This window comes from Streptomyces sp. NPDC037288, assembly GCF_055603265.1.
In genome coordinates this window covers 137,686-152,693 of record NZ_JBVJVY010000013.1, presented here as the reverse complement: position 1 = coordinate 152,693, position 15,008 = coordinate 137,686, and the positions used below count along the sequence as shown (strand labels likewise).

Here is a 15,008-nt window from a genome sequence, read left to right as displayed (position 1 = left end):
ATCGCCGTACGACGGTCGGGGCACCCGCGCGGGTGCCCCGACCGCGTTCAGGCGTGGGTCACATCTTGGCGCCCGCCATGGCGCGGCACATCTCCGCCGAGCGGCGACACGCCTCCGCACAGCGCATCATCTGCGGGTCGTCCGGCATCGCCATACACGCCTCGGCGCACATCTCGCACGCCTTGGCGCACATCGCGCACATCTCGCCCGACATGGGCGAGCGGCGCATCATCATGTCGGCGCACATACGGGTCGTCTCGGAACAGTCCATGAGCGCGCGCATGATCTGCATCTGGGCCTGGCCGCCCATCTGCATGCAGGAACTCATGGTCTCCTCGCACATGGTGTGCGCGGCCATGCAGGCGTTGACGCAGTCCTGCATCTGCTGGGTCATGGGCGTCATCGTTCCGGGCTGGGTCATGGCTCCTCCTCGGAGGCGGGGACCCGGGACGGGTCCCGTGTGCTTCCGTCCTACGTCCCCACGCCCCGCCCCGCATGTGACCGACCGGTCGGCAGGTGCGTCCCGGGCAGCGGAAAGGCGCCCCGCAGGGCGCCTTCCGAAGCCATCCAAAGGCCCCTCCCGGGCCGTTACGCCAGGTTGCGGGCCATCACGATCCGCTGAACCTGGTTCGTGCTCGTAAATCTGGGTGCTTTACAGGTCACACGGCCCTGACCTGCATGAACAGCCCTCTCAGAGGAGGGCTCCCCAGCATTTCCCCATGATCGTCAACAGTCTGCGCAGGTCACCCCAGCCGCCTTGAAGCCGAGCCTGAGACGGCAGCAGACGAGCAGGCTTGGAGGGCGTCACGCGGTTTCCCGTTCCGTCAACCGTGATCGCTTGACCCACACGCCCGGCCTTCGGGAGCATCACTCCAGACGCGAGGCACTGACAGCGGCATGGGAGGGGAACCCGGACCATGAAGGTCACCAAGCTGGTCAGCACGTGCGACATCAAGGACTGCCCGACGATCTACGCGACGGATCGCGGCACCTTCTTGGTGCAGGGTGAGACGCCAACGGACCACGGGCTTCAGATTCCCTCATGAAACCCTGGTCGAGATTCCGATGGAACTGCTCCAGAAGGCCATCCGTGACAAGCTCATCTAAGACCCTCGGCGACCTCTTCGACTCCTTCCAGCGTGAGGCTTTCCGTCTGGAAATCCTGAACGACTACAGCAAGTCCGGGAACGTCGACGCGTATCACGCCTACTTGGCCGGGGAGCCGCAGCCGGAGGACTACAACGCCGGGTGGGTGGAAGAACTCCGCTCGCATATCGGGAACGGTAAGCGGGTCTATCGGGTTCACATTCTGTCGCGCCCACTCACGGACTATCTTTTGTTCGAACTCGGGTGGGGCTACCGGAAGAACATGACCGGAGGTGAAGAGTTCTTCATCCTCGACGTCACCGAGGAACCCAATCCCCTGGCCGGCGTGCCGGACTTCTGGTGCTTCGATTCCGAGTCCGTGGCCGTGATGAACTACGACGAGGCGGGAAAGTACCTGGGCTCGGAAGTACTGGAGCCGGAACATGTGGCAAAGTTCACCAGGTACCGCGACATGGCACTCGCCCACGCGGAGCCATTTACCGAATGGTGGGCCAAGTACGGGGCGTGAACAGAGCACAGCTGGGGGCCGCGCTGCGAGCGCTGCGAATGGCATCTGGAAAAGAAGCCAAGGCAGTGGCCCGCAGCGCCCTCATGTCTCCGTCCAAGCTGTCCAAGATCGAGAATGCCAAGCTCGCACCGAGCGCCACGGATGTTGAACGCATCCTGACCGCCATCGGCGTCTCGGATGCAGTCAAGGCCGAGTACACGGAGGCCGCCCGCGCATCCGCGACCGAAGCGACAGCGTGGCGGCTGCTGAAGCGCATCGGCGTCCACAAGGGGCAGCAAGCCGCCAAGGCCCTGGAAGCCCAGATGTCGACGCTGCGGCTCTTTCAACCGGCACTGGTCCCCGGCCTGCTCCAAACCCCGGAGTACATCCGGGCCGTTCTGAAACGGCACGACCTGAGTGAAGACGCCCTCACACGCACGATCAACGGAAGGCTCGAACGGCAAGCGGTTCTGTACGACAGCACGAAATCACTTCAGTTCGTCATCACGGAACCCGTGCTGAGGTGGAGAATCGTCCCACCGCAGATGATGGCGGCGCAGCTGGACCGCATCGCCTCCATATCGCGCCTGCCTCACGTGGATGTTCGGGTGGTGCCGCTGGCGATTCAGCAACACGACATCGCCAATCACGCGTTCGTTATCCGCGATGACCACATGGTGACGATAGAGACCGTGCACGCTGAAGTGGTCGTTACGGACCCGAGAGACGTTGGGCTGTACGTAGATAAGTTCAATGGGTTCGCGGCCGTAGCTCTGTCGGGGGACAGAATACGGGGCCTACTCGAAGACATCCGCAACGACTTTTTGCGGGAACAGGAAACAGCCTAGAGGCGCGCCCCCGGCCAGCCGAAGATGGCGTCATGGGGAGCGAAGAGAGAACTTCCGAGCCGAAGTCGACCGCATCGGCAATCAGCCTGATGGAGGGGACAAGTGAGCCGTCCCCTAAGCCTGGATGCCGTACGTGCCTCTCGCTGTCGGTCGCTCGGGAGAACGCGCGATCCGCAGGGGACTACAGCGGGGTTTCAGACGGCAACGTAAAGCTCCGCCGCCACCAAGCCGAGGTACACGCGTGACGCGCAAGGGAGCGGCGCAGCGTCTCTTCGCTGACCGGCCGCTGATGACGATGCGCGTTTCCCGTGACTCCGGGCGATCGTGGGGGCCCGAGCAGGCAGTATCCGCGAGCGATGATCTGGCACCTCTCGTGACTTCCGCGTGGCCGCCGTGCGAGTGCGCGCGATGCGCCGAGTCCGGCAAGCGTTCCAACCGCTGAAGCGCGGCTCTCCCCCTTTGACTCCCGCCCGTTCGGGCGGCGACGGCCAGCCATGGCCGTGATCAGTTAGCAGGAAGGTGCAGTGATGCAGAACGGAACCGACCTGTACGCGCTCGACATCAGCGGGGCCTCGTTCGCCCAGGCGTGCGGCGGCCCCTGCACGGAGGGGTGCGTGACACTGGCCCGGATCGGCGACGGTCTCTGGGCGCTCGGTGACAGCAAGCGGCCGGACGCGCAGCCTCTGCGGTTCACCACAGAGGAGCTGGACGCGGCCGGTATCGACCCGGCGCGCTTCGGCCTGAACGTCTGATCCCCCCTCCCGCCAGTCGTGCCGGGTCCATCCCCCGTCCCTGGGTCCGGCCCGGCTGGCACCTCTCGAACGGGAACGACTGGTGCACCACCACGGCTATCTATGGACCGGCCCGAAAGAGCGCTTCGACAACGAGGCTCTACGACGTCCCCCGCACCCTGACCCACCCCCGGCCGGCAGCAAGCCGGAACTGATCCAGCGTTACCGCGAGGTCGCCCTAGAGTTCCCCACGTCGGACCTCCCGCCTCTTGAAACGGCGTACTGGCTCATCAAGCCCCCTTCAGTGGTTCGAGGCACGTGGGATGAGGCGAAGAAGGCGGCATCATGGCTCGGTGAGCGGCTGGCCGAGTACGCATCTCGGTTCGCGTCGGAAAGGTACCGCGACACCACGCGCCTGGCCCGGATAGTGCATGCTGCTGCCGAAGAACTGGGCCCACCTCATAGGGCGGGGCAATTCACTAAACGGCGCGATCCAGCGTCGGCACATCAAGGCTCGTGATGAAGGCGAGCCAGGGCGTACCGTCCCCCTCCCGCCGAACGTCGCCTTCGAGCTTCGACGGCACATCAGCCGGAGCGGCGGCTCCTCTTCCCCCACGTGACGCGGACTGGCTACCTCTACGCGTCGTACTTCTACCCGAGCAGCGTGGTCGGGCCGCCATCGCAATGATGTTGACGCCCGGCGCCGACGACCCGACGGAGGCATCAGAGGTCGCCTGATCCGCATACGACAACAGCCCCCGGCGTCATGCCGGGGGCTGTGTTGTTTGTGCAGGTCAGTGGCCGTTTTCAGCCCGGCATCTGCCCCTGCTAGGGAAGGTTCCTCGCCATCACGATCCGCTGGACTTGGTTCGTGCCCTCGTAAATCTGGGTGATCTTCGCGTCGCGCATCATGCGCTCCACCGGGTAGTCGCGGGTGTAGCCGTAGCCGCCGAGGAGCTGGACGGCGTCCGTGGTGACCTCCATGGCCACGTCCGAGGCGAAGCACTTGGCGGCGGCGCCCAGATAGGTGAGGTCGGCGTCGCCGCGCTCGGAGGCGGCGGCGGCCTGGTAGGTGAGGGCGCGGGCCGCCGAGATCTTCATCGACATGTCGGCGAGCATGAACTGGATGCCCTGGAAGTCGGCGATCGCCTTGCCGAACTGCTTGCGCTCCTGGACGTAGCCCTTGGCGTAGTCGAGGGCGCCCTGGGCGCAGCCGAGCGCCTGCGCGGCGATGGTGATGCGGGTGTGGTCCAGCGTCTTCATCGCGGTCGCGAAGCCGGTACCCTCCTCGCCGATCATGCGGTCGGCGGGGATGCGGACGTTGTCGAAGTAGACCTCGCGGGTCGGGGAGCCCTTGATGCCGAGCTTCTTCTCCGGGGCACCGAAGGACACGCCCGGGTCGGACTTCTCGACGACGAAGGCGGAGATGCCCTTGGTGCGCTTCTCCGGGTCGGTCACGGCCATGACCGTGTAGTACTCGGAGACGCCCGCGTTGGTGATCCAGCGCTTCACACCGTTGAGGACCCAGTGGTCGCCGTCGCGGACCGCCTTGGTCTTCATGCCGCCCGCGTCCGAGCCCGCCTCCGGCTCGGAGAGGCAGTACGAGAACATCGCGTCGCCCTTGGCGAGCGGGCCCAGGTACTTCTTCTTCAGTTCCTCGCCGCCGGAGAGGATCACCGGGAGGGAGCCCAGCTTGTTCACGGCGGGGATGAGGGAGGAGGACACGCAGGCGCGGGCCACCTCCTCGATCACGATGACCGTGGCGAGCGCGTCGGCGCCGGCGCCGCCGTACTCCTCGGGGACGTGTACCGCGTGCAGGTCGCCTGCGACGAGGGCGTCGAGGGCCTCCTGCGGGAAGCGGGCCTCCTCGTCCACCGCCGCGGCGAACGGCGCGATCTTCGCCTCGACCAGGGAACGAACGGCGTCCCGGAGCATGTCGTGCTCCTCGGACGGGCGGTACAGGTCGAAGTCAGCCGATCCGGCCACGGTCTCTCACGCTCCAAAGACGCAGTGATACTGACGCTAATTACCGTTAAGTAACTCAAATTTTAGAGGGCGGCCCGTGGGACGCCTACGTGAGCTTGGCGACAGCGGGGAAATTGCCCGGTGCACGGCCCGACTATGCTCGGCTCCGCATCACCGACGTACCCGATCTGGAGCACATCCATGAGCCTGAAGATCACCGTGATCGGCACCGGCTACCTCGGCGCCACGCACGCCGCGGCCATGGCCGAGCTGGGATTCGAGGTGCTGGGGCTCGATGTCGTACCCGAGAAGATCGCGATGCTGGAGCGCGGCGAGACCCCCATGTACGAGCCGGGGCTCGAGGAGCTGCTGAGGAAGCACGTGGCGGGCTTCGAGGGGTCCACCGGGCGGCTGCGGTTCACCACGGACTGGGCCGAGGTCGGCGCCTTCGGTGACGTGCACTTCGTGTGCGTGAACACGCCGCAGAAGCACGGCGAGTACGCCTGCGACATGAGTTACGTCGAGGCCGCGGTCTCCTCGCTCGCCCCGCATCTGCACGGCCCGGCCCTGGTCGTGGGCAAGTCGACCGTGCCGGTGGGATCCGCCGACCGGCTGGCCGGCTACCTCGCCGAGCACGCCCCGGCGGGCGGCGACGCCGAGCTGGCCTGGAACCCGGAGTTCCTGCGCGAGGGCTTCGCCGTACAGGACACCCTGCACCCGGACCGGATCGTGGCGGGCGTGCGCAGCGAGCGCGCCGAGAAGCTGCTGCGGGAGGTGTACGCGACGCCGGTCGGAGAGGGCACGCCGTTCGTCGTGACCGACTTCCCGACCGCGGAGCTGGTGAAGACGGCCGCGAACTCCTTCCTCGCGACGAAGATCTCCTTCATCAACGCGATGGCGGAGGTCTGCGAGGCCGCGGGCGGTGACGTGGCGAAACTGGCGGAGGCCATCGGGCACGACGACCGGATCGGGGCCAAGTTCCTGCGCGCCGGGATCGGCTTCGGCGGCGGCTGTCTGCCGAAGGACATCCGGGCGTTCATGGCGCGGGCCGGCGAGCTGGGCGCGGACCAGGCGCTGACCTTCCTGCGCGAGATCGACTCCATCAACATGCGCCGGCGCGGCCAGATGGTGGAGATGACCCGGGAGGCGCTCGGCGGCGGCTCGTTCCTCGGCAAGCGGGTGGCGGTGCTCGGCGCCACGTTCAAGCCCGACTCGGACGACGTCCGTGACTCGCCGGCGCTGAACGTGGCCGGTCAGATCCACCTCCAGGGCGGCCAGGTCACCGTGTACGACCCGAAGGGCATGGAGAACGCCCGCCGGGTCTTCCCCACCCTCGGGTACGCCGACACGGCGCTGGACGCCGTCCGGGGCGCCGATGTCGTCCTGCACCTCACCGAGTGGCGGGAGTTCCGCGAGCTGGACCCGGCGGCGCTCGGCGAGGTCGCGGCGGACCGGGTGATCCTGGACGGCCGCAACACGCTCGACCCGGAACTGTGGCGCCGGGCGGGCTGGACGTACCGGGCGATGGGCCGCCCGACGGCCTGAGGACGTACGGGTGACGCCGGTTCGGCCGAGGCTCAGTCGGCCGAACCGGCGTCTTTCCGCATTCTGCCCCAAGACCCTGTCCGTCACGGCCCCTACGCCCGGTACCGGCGCATGTCGCGCGGGGGAACGCGGAGGGAAGCGGGGGAACAGGGGGCGTCGGCAGGGGCGAGGATCGCGGGCGGGCCTTTCGTGTGTGCGCCGACCCGGCGGGGCACCCGTTCTCTGCGCGCGCCTGCTGAAACGTCCGCGCGCGCCTGCTGAAACGTGGGCGCGTCTGTGAAACGTCGGCGCGTCCGCTGAAACGTCCGTGCGCCTGCTGAGCCGTCCCGAGGAGGACATCATGGCGTCCGTCGCCCGATTCCGTTCCGTCGTGCTCGACTGCCCCGATCCGCATGCGCTGGCCGCCTTCTACGCGGCGGTGGCCGGCGGCACCCCGCAGGCCGAGGACGACGACTGGGTCGTGCTGAAGGTCCCGGACGGACCGCGGCTGGCCTTCCAGCGGGCCGAGGGACACACCCCGCCGGAGTGGCCGCGCGCGGACCGCAACGGCCAGCAGTTCCACCTCGACTTCGACGCCGGCCGGACCTGGGCGGAGGTCGACGCGGCCCATGAGCGGGTGCTCGCGCTGGGCGCCCGGCCGCTGGACCTGGAGGACCGCGACAAGAAGGACTTCCAGGTGTACGCCGACCCGGCCGGCCACCCCTTCTGCCTGTGCCGGATCGAGTGAGGCGTTCGGGGTGGTCCGCTCAGGCCCCGCGGGCCGTGCGGATCACCTCGTCCAGGGTCTCGCGGGAGCGCCGCAGGTCGGCGATCATCCGGTCGATGCGGTCGCGTTCGGCGGTGAGGTCGGCGACCAGCTTCGGGGTGGCGGTCGCGGAGGGTCCGCCGTCCCGGTCGCGCATGCAGGGCAGCAGTCGCCGGATCTTCTCGCTGTGCAGCCCGGCCGCGTAGAGCTCCTGGATGCGGATGACCCGGTCGACGGCCGCGTCGGGGTAGTCGCGGTGGCCGCCGGGGGTGCGCTCGGCGAGGAGCAGCCCCTGGGTCTCGTAGTAGCGCAGCGACCGCTCGCTCACGCCGGTGCGCCGGGCCAGTTCGCCGATCCGCATCTGCCGCCTCCTCGAAGAGGGCTTGAACCTGACATCAGTGTCAAGTTCTACCGTGCCGGCATGACGCAGACAACGGACTTCCTGGCCCCGGCCCGCCTCGGCCGGCTCGCCCTCCCGAACCACCTGGTGATGGCCCCGCTGACCCGCAACCGCGCGGAGGCCGACGGCACTCCGACCGCGCTCATGGCCGCCCACTACGCCCAGCGCGCCTCCGCCGGACTGATCGTCGCGGAGGGCTCGACGCCGAACGCGGCCGGGCAGACGTACCCGGACATCACCGCGATCCACACCGACCGGCACACGGACGGCTGGCGGCAGGTCACCGACGCGGTGCGGGCGGCCGGCGGGCGGATGTTCCTCCAGCTCCAGCACGGCGGCCGGGTCAGCCACCCGGCGACCACCGGACTGACCCCCGTGGCGCCCTCGCCCGTCCCGCTGCCGGAGACGATCTTCACTCCGAGGGGCCACCAGCCGGCCGCCGTCCCGCGCGAGATGACGGCGGACGACATCCGCACCACGGTCGCCGACTTCGCCGCCGCCGCCCGCCGGGCGATCGAGGCGGGCTTCGAGGGCGTCGAGGTGCACTCGGCCAACGGGATGCTGCTGCACCAGTTCCTCGCCGACAACACCAACCGCCGTACGGACGGCTACGGCGGCTCGGCCCGGCGGCGGGTGCGGTTCGCGGCGGAGGTGACCGAGGCGGTGGCCGACGCGGTCGGCGCGGACCGGGTGGGCAGCCGCATCTCCCCCGCGAGCAGCGTCAACGGCGTCCGCGAGGACGACACCGACGGTCTGTACGCCGCGCTCCTGGACCGCCTGAAGGGGCTGGGCCTCGCCTATCTGCACCTGGTGCGCTCCGACCCGGCCACCGGCTGGTACCGGCGGATCCGCGCCGACTGGCCCGGCTTCCTGATCGGCAACCCGGACCTGGCCGGCCTCTCCACCGAGGCCGTCACCCGGGCCACGCGGGAGATGCTGGCGGCCGGCGCGGACCTGGTGGCGCTCGGCCGGCCGTTCCTCGCCAACCCGGACCTGGTCGAGCGGCTGCGCCTGGGCGCACCCCTCAACCCGGTCCGGGACCGGTACTTCATGTACGTGGGCGGGGCGGAGGGCTACAACGACTACCCCGCCCTGGACGGTCAGGCGGTGCCGTCGTCGAGTGACTCGATCGTGGCGTGGGACGGCGCCCGGGTCGCCTGAAGGTCACGGGCCACGTCCTCGGCCGCGCCCAGCACCCGCACCGCGTTCTGCCAGGTCAGCTTGGCCAGGTCGGCCTTGGACCAGCCGCGGTCCAGCAGTTCGGCGAGCAGGTTCGGGTAGCCGGAGACGTCGCTGAGGCCGTCCGGGGTGAACGCGGTGCCGTCGTAGTCGCCGCCGATGCCCAGGTGGTCGATGCCGGCCACCTCGCGCATGTGGTCCAGGTGGTCCGCGATCGTGGCCACCGTGGCGACCGGGCGCGGGGTGCGCTCCTCGAAGGCGCGGTGCAGTTTCATCGCCTCGGCGCCGGTGTCGAGGTGGTGGAAGCCGTGGGCGCGCAGGTTCTCGTCGGCCGCGGCCGTCCAGTCCACGGCCGCCTGGAGCACGAACTTCGGCACGAACGTCACCATCGCTACCCCGCCGTTGGCCGGCAGCCGCTCCAGCACGTCGTCGGGAATGTTGCGCGGGTGGTCGCACACCGCGCGGGCGGAGGAGTGCGAGAAGACCACCGGCGCGCAGGTCGCGTCCAGGGCGTCCCGCATGGTCGTCGCCGCCACGTGCGAGAGGTCGACCAGCATGCCGAGCCGGTTCATCTCGCGGACGACCTCGCGGCCGAAGGCGGTCAGGCCGCCGGCCTTCGGCTCGTCGGTCGCGGAGTCCGCCCAGTCCACGTTCGAGTTGTGGGTGAGCGTCATGTAGCGCACCCCGAGCGCGTACAGGCCGCGCAGGGTGCCGAGCGAGTTGGCGATGGAGTGGCCGCCCTCGGCGCCCATCAGCGAGGCGATGCGGCCGTCCCGGCGCGCCGCCTCCATGTCACCGGCGGTCAGCGCGGGCGCCAGGTCCGCCGGGTAGCGGGCCAGCAGCTGCCGGACGCAGTCGATCTGCTCGAGTGTCGCCGCCACCGGTTCCGGCTGCTCGCAGGGCACGTACACCGACCAGTACTGCGCGCCGACGCCGCCCTCGCGCAGCCGCGGCAGGTCCGTGTGCAGCTGCGCGGTCTGGCGGGTGGCGATGTCGAGCGTGTCGAGGTCGTAGCCGGCCTTCTTGCGCAGCGCCCACGGCAGGTCGTTGTGGCCGTCGACGACCGGGAAGTCACGCAGCAGCGCGCGGGCCTCGTCCAGGGAGGTCATCCGCGTCACTTCCCGAAGCCGAAGTGGCCCTGACCCTCGACCTTGGTACGCAGCCGCTTGCCCTTCTCGGTGGCCTGGTCGTTGAGGTCCTGCTGGAAGTCGCGCATCCTGTGCAGCAGGTCCTCGTCGTGCGCGGCGAGCATGCGGGCCGCGAGGAGACCGGCGTTGCGGGCACCGGCGACGGAGACCGTGGCGACCGGGACACCGGCCGGCATCTGCACGATGGACAGCAGCGAGTCCATGCCGTCCAGGTACTTCAGCGGCACCGGCACACCGATGACCGGCAGCGGGGTGACGGAGGCGAGCATGCCCGGCAGGTGGGCGGCGCCCCCGGCCCCGGCGATGATCACCTTCAGGCCGCGGTCGGCGGCCTGCTCGCCGTACGTGATCATCTCGCGCGGCATGCGGTGCGCGGAGACGACGTCGACCTCGTAGGCGATCTCGAACTCGTCCAGGGCCTTGGCGGCGGCCTCCATGACGGGCCAGTCGGAGTCCGACCCCATGACGATGCCAACAACAGGGCTCATTCGGTGATCGTGCCTCTCAGGTAGCCGGCTGCGTGACGGGCGCGCTCCAGCACGTCGTCCAGGTCGTCGCCGTAGGTGTTGACGTGTCCGACCTTGCGGCCGGGCTTCACGTCCTTGCCGTACATGTGGATCTTGAGCTTGGGGTCGCGGGCCATGCAGTGCAAGTAGGCGGAGTACATGTCCGGGTAGTCGCCGCCGAGGACGTTGACCATCACGGTCCACGGGGCGCGCGGGCGCGGGTCGCCGAGCGGGAGGTCGAGGACGGCGCGGACGTGGTTGGCGAACTGCGAGGTGATCGCGCCGTCCTGGGTCCAGTGGCCGGAGTTGTGCGGGCGCATCGCCAGCTCGTTGACGAGGATGCGGCCGTCGCGGGTCTGAAACAGCTCCACGGCGAGGTGCCCGACGACGTCCAGCTCCTTGGCGATGGTCAGCGCCATCCGCTCGGCCTGCAGCGCGAGGGACTCATCCAGGTCCGGAGCGGGGGCTATGACCGTGTCGCAGACCCCCTTGACCTGCTGTGACTCCACCACGGGGTAGGCGACGGCCTGGCCGTGCGGGGAGCGTACGACGTTGGCGGCCAGCTCGCGGACGTAGTCGACCTTCTCCTCGGCCAGGACCGGGACGCCGGCCCGGAACGGGTCGGAGGCCTCTTCGGCGGTCTCCACGACCCACACGCCCTTGCCGTCGTAGCCGCCGCGGACGGTCTTCAGGACGACCGGGAAGCCGCCTGTGCCACCTCCCTCCCACCCGCCCAGCTCCGCCGCGAACCGCACCACGTCCTCCGGATCGGCCACGATCCGGTGCCGCGGGCACGGGATGCCGATCGCGTCGAGCTTCGCGCGCATCACACCCTTGTCCTGGGCGTGCACCAGCGCGTCGGGCCCCGGACGCACGGGGATGCCCTCCGCCTCCAGGGCCCTGAGGTGCTCGGTGGGTACATGTTCGTGATCGAAGGTGATCACATCGCAACCGCGCGCGAACTCACGCAGCGTGTCCAGGTCGCGATAGTCGCCGATGACGACATCGCTCACGACCTGCGCCGCCGAGTCCTGAGGGGTGTCACTGAGAAGCTTGAACCTGATGCCCAACGGGATGCCCGCCTCGTGCGTCATACGCGCGAGCTGCCCCCCGCCGACCATGCCGACTACCGGGAACGTCACACCCCTAGCGTATCGGCCACGGCGGGGCGGCCGGATCGCGTCCCTCTCACGGTCTCTTACCGGTAGCTTTCCGCCCTCTTTCCGACCTGTTTCCGAGCTGTGGCCCAGTGCGGAGGCATCGGTGAGCCCGCCTGGATAGCATGGCTGGGCTGACGAAACCTACCGACGGGAGCTGCACAGCCATGGAACCTCGTTCCTCGGGGCTGCAACGGCTCGTACGCGAGGTGGCCAAGTTCGGCACCGTCGGCGTTGCGGGCATCTTTGTCAATCTCGGCGTATTCAACCTGGTCCGGCACGTCTCCGACCTGCCGGTGGTGCGCGCCAGCATCATCGCGACGGTGGTCGCGATCGCGTTCAACTACGTCGGTTTCCGTTACTGGACGTACCGGGAACGCGACAAGGGCGGCCGCACCAAGGAACTCACGCTGTTCCTGTTCTTCAGCGCGATCGGCCTGGTGATCGAGAACGGCGTGCTGTTCGCGGCGACCTACGGGTTCGGCTGGGACAGCCCGCTGCAGAGCAACGTCTTCAAGTTCGTCGGCATCGGTATCGCGACCCTGTTCCGCTTCTGGTCGTACCGCACGTGGGTGTTCCGCGTGCAGCCGGCGCAGGAGGCGGAGTCGATCCTGGTGGCCGAGTCGAAGAGGCCCCACCCCGAGCCCGAGGCGAAGTCCCAGCGGGTTCTCTGACCCCACGCGCAGCCGGTCTCAGCGGACCGTCGGCCGGTCCTCCTCCGGCCTGCGGGCCGGTGGTGTGCGCGACAGGAAGAGACCGAAGACCGGCGGCTGAGCCTGCAGCAGCTCAAGGCGGCCACCGTCGGCCTCCGCCAGGTCGCGGGCGACGGCCAGGCCGATCCCCGTGGAGTTCCGTCCGCTGATCGTCCGCTCGAAGATGCGCGCGCCGAGGTCGGCCGGGACGCCGGGCCCCTCGTCGGTGACCTCGACCACGGCCTGGTTGCCGGTGACCCGGGTGCGCAGCGCGACCGTGCCGCCGCCGTGCATGAGGGAGTTCTCGATCAGCGCCGCCAGCACCTGGGCGACCGCTCCCGGCGTGCCGACGGCCTGCAGGTGCCGCTTGCCGGAGCTGACGACGGCCCGGCCGGCACTGCGGTAGGCGGGCCGCCACTCGGCGAGCTGCTGCTGGATGACCTCGTCCAGGTCGAAGGTGACGGCGGAGCCGGTGCGCGGGTCGCGGGCGTTGGTCAGCAGCCGCTCGACCACGTCCGTGAGCCGCTCGACCTGGGTGAGTGCGACGTTCGCCTCTTCCTTCACGGTGTCCGGGTCGTCGGTGAGGGTGATCTCCTCCAGGCGCATGGACAGCGCGGTCAGCGGGGTGCGCAGCTGGTGGGAGGCGTCGGCCGCGAGACGCCGCTCGGCGGTCAGCATGCGCCCGATCCGCTCGGCGGAGGAGTCCAGCACGTCGGCGACCCGGTCCAGCTCCGGAACGCCGTACCGCTTGTGCCGGGGGCGCGGGTCGCCGGAGCCGAGCCGTTCGGCGGTCTCGGCGAGGTCGGTCAGCGGGGAGGCGAGCCGGTTGGCCTGCCGTACGGCGAGCAGGACGGCGGCGACGACCGCGAGCAGCGCCACCAGTGCGATGATCAGCAGGGTCCGGCCGACCTCGCGGGTCACCGCGGAGCGGGGCTCCTGCACGGTGACCTGCTCGCCCTCCTCGCCCGTCTGCGAGGCGCTGATGACGTCGCCCCGCGGCTGGGTGCCGATCTCTATCGGCGGCCTGCCGGGCATGCGGATCACCGCGTACTGGTCCTTGCTGACCGGGTTGCGCAGCACGTCCGCGTTCACGTTCTCGGCGGCGAGGATCCGGCTGTCCACGATGCTGGCCAGCCGCACCGCCTCGGACTCCACCCGCTCCTGGGCGCTGTTGCTGATCGTCCGGGTCTCGACGATCACCAGGGAGATGCCGAAGACGGCGATCACCACGAGGACGACGGCGAGGGTGGACTGGATGAGACGTCGGCGCATGTTCCGTTACCTGGGGTGATCGCTGGGCCCCCGGCAGGGGCTCAGCTCTTCTCGAAGCGGAAGCCCACGCCTCGTACGGTGGCGATGTAGCGCGGGTTCGCCGCGTCGTCGCCGAGCTTCTTGCGCAGCCACGAGATGTGCATGTCCAGGGTCTTGGTGGACGACCACCACGTGGTGTCCCAGACCTCGCGCATCAGCTGGTCGCGTGTGACGACCCGGCCGGCGTCCCGCACCAGCACCCGCAGCAGGTCGAACTCCTTGGCGGTGAGCTGCAGTTCCTCGTCGCCCATCCAGGCCCGGTGCGACTCGACGTCGATCCGTACCCCGTGCGTGGCCGGCGGCTGCTGCGGCTCGGCGGCACCGCGCCTGAGCAGCGCCCGCACCCGGGCGAGCAGTTCGGCGAGCCGGAAGGGCTTGGTGACGTAGTCGTCGGCGCCCGCGTCCAGGCCGACGACGGTGTCCACCTCGTCGGCCCGCGCGGTCAGGATGAGGATCGGCACGGTGTGGCCGTCGGCCCGCAGCCGGCGGGCGACCTCCAGGCCGTCCATACCCGGCAGGCCCAGGTCCAGTACGACCAGATCGACGCCGCCCTGCATTCCGGCGTCGAGCGCGGCGGGTCCGTCCTCGCGCACCTCGACCTCGTAACCTTCCCGGCGCAGGGCGCGGGCCAGCGGCTCCGAGATGGACGCGTCGTCCTCGGCGAGCAGTACACGGGTCATGCAGTGATGGTAGACCGCCCGCACACGGTGCTGGGGTGTGATCGCTTCCACGGACTCTTACCTTCGTACCTGCTGGTACGAACCATTGGTCCGGGGATGCGATCGTAGGAGAGACCTTCGAATCCGGGTTTGCGGTTCCCCCGACACCTGTGATCCCCGTCTCAAGTCCTTCCATATCCGGCAGTGTCCTGCCGTATGGTGACCTGAACGCCTGTAGTACACCGGGGACCTTTGGCGAGCACATGACGCTGAGGGTCTCTTTTGTGTGCGGGCTGATCAAGATCAGCCTTGAAGGAATGACCTCTGGCCGGGCTCCGGACGCATCGTCGCGTCGGGGCGTGGATCCCGGTGGTCGCCGTCCGCCGCTTCCGCGATCCGGGAACGGGCTCCCCCTGGGCGTTGGGGGTGGACGACCGACCCTGCCGGTGCCGGCCGCACCCCCACGGGCGCGCAACTCCCCCAGCCCTCGGCTCCGCTCGGGCCGGGGGCGCCCCCACCGGCAGCGCG

The 15,008-nt window shown here is 69.4% G+C and carries 15 protein-coding genes and 2 pseudogenes; 9 read left to right on the top strand and 8 right to left on the bottom strand.

Going from position 1 to position 15,008, the window contains the following annotated elements; all coding sequences use genetic code 11:
* Positions 1-58: 58 nt before the first annotated feature.
* Positions 59-421 carry a four-helix bundle copper-binding protein gene (locus ACZ7GZ_RS17910; protein WP_471025052.1) on the bottom strand — a complete coding sequence of 121 codons (363 nt, stop codon included), beginning with the start codon at positions 419-421 and terminating at the stop codon, positions 59-61.
* Positions 422-917: 496 nt separating this feature from the next.
* On the opposite strand from ACZ7GZ_RS17910, the pseudogene ACZ7GZ_RS17905 reads away from it, so the two are divergent.
* The 5 genes and pseudogenes from ACZ7GZ_RS17905 to ACZ7GZ_RS17885 all read left to right on the top strand — a co-directional run.
* Positions 918-1,107, top strand: a pseudogene (locus tag ACZ7GZ_RS17905) (hypothetical protein).
* Positions 1,091-1,615 (top strand): DUF6879 family protein, encoded by a 525-nt coding sequence (locus ACZ7GZ_RS17900; protein ID WP_471025050.1) that lies wholly within the window; start codon positions 1,091-1,093, stop codon positions 1,613-1,615. The pseudogene ACZ7GZ_RS17905 and the gene ACZ7GZ_RS17900 overlap by 17 nt, the downstream one beginning before the upstream one ends.
* Complete coding sequence (locus ACZ7GZ_RS17895; RefSeq protein WP_471025049.1) at positions 1,612-2,442, top strand: helix-turn-helix domain-containing protein; 831 nt, start codon at positions 1,612-1,614, stop codon at positions 2,440-2,442. The genes ACZ7GZ_RS17900 and ACZ7GZ_RS17895 overlap by 4 nt, the downstream gene beginning before the upstream one ends.
* Before the next feature lie 527 nt (positions 2,443-2,969).
* Positions 2,970-3,194: a DUF397 domain-containing protein gene (locus ACZ7GZ_RS17890; RefSeq protein ID WP_471025048.1), complete on the top strand. Its 225-nt coding sequence runs from the start codon at positions 2,970-2,972 to the stop codon at positions 3,192-3,194.
* A gap of 82 nt (positions 3,195-3,276) precedes the next feature.
* Positions 3,277-3,624 (top strand): annotated as a pseudogene (locus tag ACZ7GZ_RS17885) (hypothetical protein); the annotation flags it as partial.
* 377 nt (positions 3,625-4,001) lie between these two features.
* Here ACZ7GZ_RS17885 and ACZ7GZ_RS17880 read toward each other — a convergent pair.
* Positions 4,002-5,159 carry an acyl-CoA dehydrogenase family protein gene (locus ACZ7GZ_RS17880; RefSeq protein ID WP_471025046.1) on the bottom strand — a complete coding sequence of 386 codons (1,158 nt, stop codon included), beginning with the start codon at positions 5,157-5,159 and terminating at the stop codon, positions 4,002-4,004.
* Positions 5,160-5,339: 180 nt separating this feature from the next.
* On the opposite strand from ACZ7GZ_RS17880, the gene ACZ7GZ_RS17875 reads away from it, so the two are divergent.
* Positions 5,340-6,683 carry a UDP-glucose dehydrogenase family protein gene (locus tag ACZ7GZ_RS17875; protein ID WP_471025045.1) on the top strand — a complete coding sequence of 448 codons (1,344 nt, stop codon included), beginning with the start codon at positions 5,340-5,342 and terminating at the stop codon, positions 6,681-6,683.
* Between the two features lie 340 nt (positions 6,684-7,023).
* Entirely contained in the window at positions 7,024-7,410 is a 387-nt protein-coding gene (locus ACZ7GZ_RS17870; protein WP_471025044.1) for a VOC family protein, read from the top strand.
* 19 nt (positions 7,411-7,429) lie between these two features.
* On the opposite strand, the gene ACZ7GZ_RS17865 is transcribed toward ACZ7GZ_RS17870, so the two are convergent.
* Positions 7,430-7,789, bottom strand: coding sequence for a MerR family transcriptional regulator (locus ACZ7GZ_RS17865; protein WP_471025042.1), 360 nt, complete (start codon positions 7,787-7,789; stop codon positions 7,430-7,432).
* Between the two features lie 60 nt (positions 7,790-7,849).
* Here ACZ7GZ_RS17865 and ACZ7GZ_RS17860 point away from each other — a divergent pair, with 60 nt between their 5' ends.
* Entirely contained in the window at positions 7,850-8,989 is a 1,140-nt protein-coding gene (locus ACZ7GZ_RS17860) for an alkene reductase (protein ID WP_471025041.1), read from the top strand.
* Here ACZ7GZ_RS17860 and ACZ7GZ_RS17855 read toward each other — a convergent pair.
* From ACZ7GZ_RS17855 to ACZ7GZ_RS17845, 3 genes are read right to left on the bottom strand one after another with little or no spacing between them, the layout of a single operon-like run.
* Positions 8,929-10,116 carry a dipeptidase gene (locus tag ACZ7GZ_RS17855; protein ID WP_471025040.1) on the bottom strand — a complete coding sequence of 396 codons (1,188 nt, stop codon included), beginning with the start codon at positions 10,114-10,116 and terminating at the stop codon, positions 8,929-8,931. The genes ACZ7GZ_RS17860 and ACZ7GZ_RS17855 overlap by 61 nt on opposite strands.
* 5 nt (positions 10,117-10,121) lie before the next feature.
* Positions 10,122-10,643, bottom strand: a complete 522-nt coding sequence (gene purE / locus ACZ7GZ_RS17850) for a 5-(carboxyamino)imidazole ribonucleotide mutase (protein WP_471025038.1) — start codon at positions 10,641-10,643, stop codon at positions 10,122-10,124.
* Complete coding sequence (locus ACZ7GZ_RS17845; RefSeq protein WP_471025037.1) at positions 10,640-11,803, bottom strand: 5-(carboxyamino)imidazole ribonucleotide synthase; 1,164 nt, start codon at positions 11,801-11,803, stop codon at positions 10,640-10,642. The genes purE and ACZ7GZ_RS17845 overlap by 4 nt, the downstream gene beginning before the upstream one ends.
* Before the next feature lie 182 nt (positions 11,804-11,985).
* On the opposite strand from ACZ7GZ_RS17845, the gene ACZ7GZ_RS17840 reads away from it, so the two are divergent.
* Positions 11,986-12,492: a GtrA family protein gene (locus ACZ7GZ_RS17840; RefSeq protein ID WP_471025036.1), complete on the top strand. Its 507-nt coding sequence runs from the start codon at positions 11,986-11,988 to the stop codon at positions 12,490-12,492.
* 18 nt (positions 12,493-12,510) lie between these two features.
* Here ACZ7GZ_RS17840 and ACZ7GZ_RS17835 read toward each other — a convergent pair whose 3' ends face one another.
* Positions 12,511-13,782 carry an ATP-binding protein gene (locus ACZ7GZ_RS17835; RefSeq protein ID WP_471025034.1) on the bottom strand — a complete coding sequence of 424 codons (1,272 nt, stop codon included), beginning with the start codon at positions 13,780-13,782 and terminating at the stop codon, positions 12,511-12,513.
* Between the two features lie 41 nt (positions 13,783-13,823).
* A complete protein-coding gene (locus ACZ7GZ_RS17830; protein ID WP_030653180.1) occupies positions 13,824-14,501 on the bottom strand; it encodes a response regulator transcription factor in 678 nt (225 codons plus the stop codon).
* Positions 14,502-15,008: the final 507 nt, after the last annotated feature.

What these genes read in the sequence shown, in the direction of transcription:
- ACZ7GZ_RS17890 (WP_471025048.1), top strand. Translation starts at nt 2,970, where the DNA reads ATGCAGAACGGAACCGACCTGTACGCGCTCGACATCAGCGGGGCCTCG.
- ACZ7GZ_RS17840 (WP_471025036.1), top strand. Translation starts at nt 11,986, where the DNA reads ATGGAACCTCGTTCCTCGGGGCTGCAACGGCTCGTACGCGAGGTGGCC.
- ACZ7GZ_RS17830 (WP_030653180.1), bottom strand. Translation starts at nt 14,501, where the DNA reads ATGACCCGTGTACTGCTCGCCGAGGACGACGCGTCCATCTCGGAGCCG.
- purE (WP_471025038.1), bottom strand. Translation starts at nt 10,643, where the DNA reads ATGAGCCCTGTTGTTGGCATCGTCATGGGGTCGGACTCCGACTGGCCC.
- ACZ7GZ_RS17870 (WP_471025044.1), top strand. Translation starts at nt 7,024, where the DNA reads ATGGCGTCCGTCGCCCGATTCCGTTCCGTCGTGCTCGACTGCCCCGAT.
- ACZ7GZ_RS17875 (WP_471025045.1), top strand. Translation starts at nt 5,340, where the DNA reads ATGAGCCTGAAGATCACCGTGATCGGCACCGGCTACCTCGGCGCCACG.
- ACZ7GZ_RS17835 (WP_471025034.1), bottom strand. Translation starts at nt 13,782, where the DNA reads ATGCGCCGACGTCTCATCCAGTCCACCCTCGCCGTCGTCCTCGTGGTG.
- ACZ7GZ_RS17910 (WP_471025052.1), bottom strand. Translation starts at nt 421, where the DNA reads ATGACCCAGCCCGGAACGATGACGCCCATGACCCAGCAGATGCAGGAC.
- ACZ7GZ_RS17865 (WP_471025042.1), bottom strand. Translation starts at nt 7,789, where the DNA reads ATGCGGATCGGCGAACTGGCCCGGCGCACCGGCGTGAGCGAGCGGTCG.
- ACZ7GZ_RS17860 (WP_471025041.1), top strand. Translation starts at nt 7,850, where the DNA reads ATGACGCAGACAACGGACTTCCTGGCCCCGGCCCGCCTCGGCCGGCTC.
- ACZ7GZ_RS17855 (WP_471025040.1), bottom strand. Translation starts at nt 10,116, where the DNA reads ATGACCTCCCTGGACGAGGCCCGCGCGCTGCTGCGTGACTTCCCGGTC.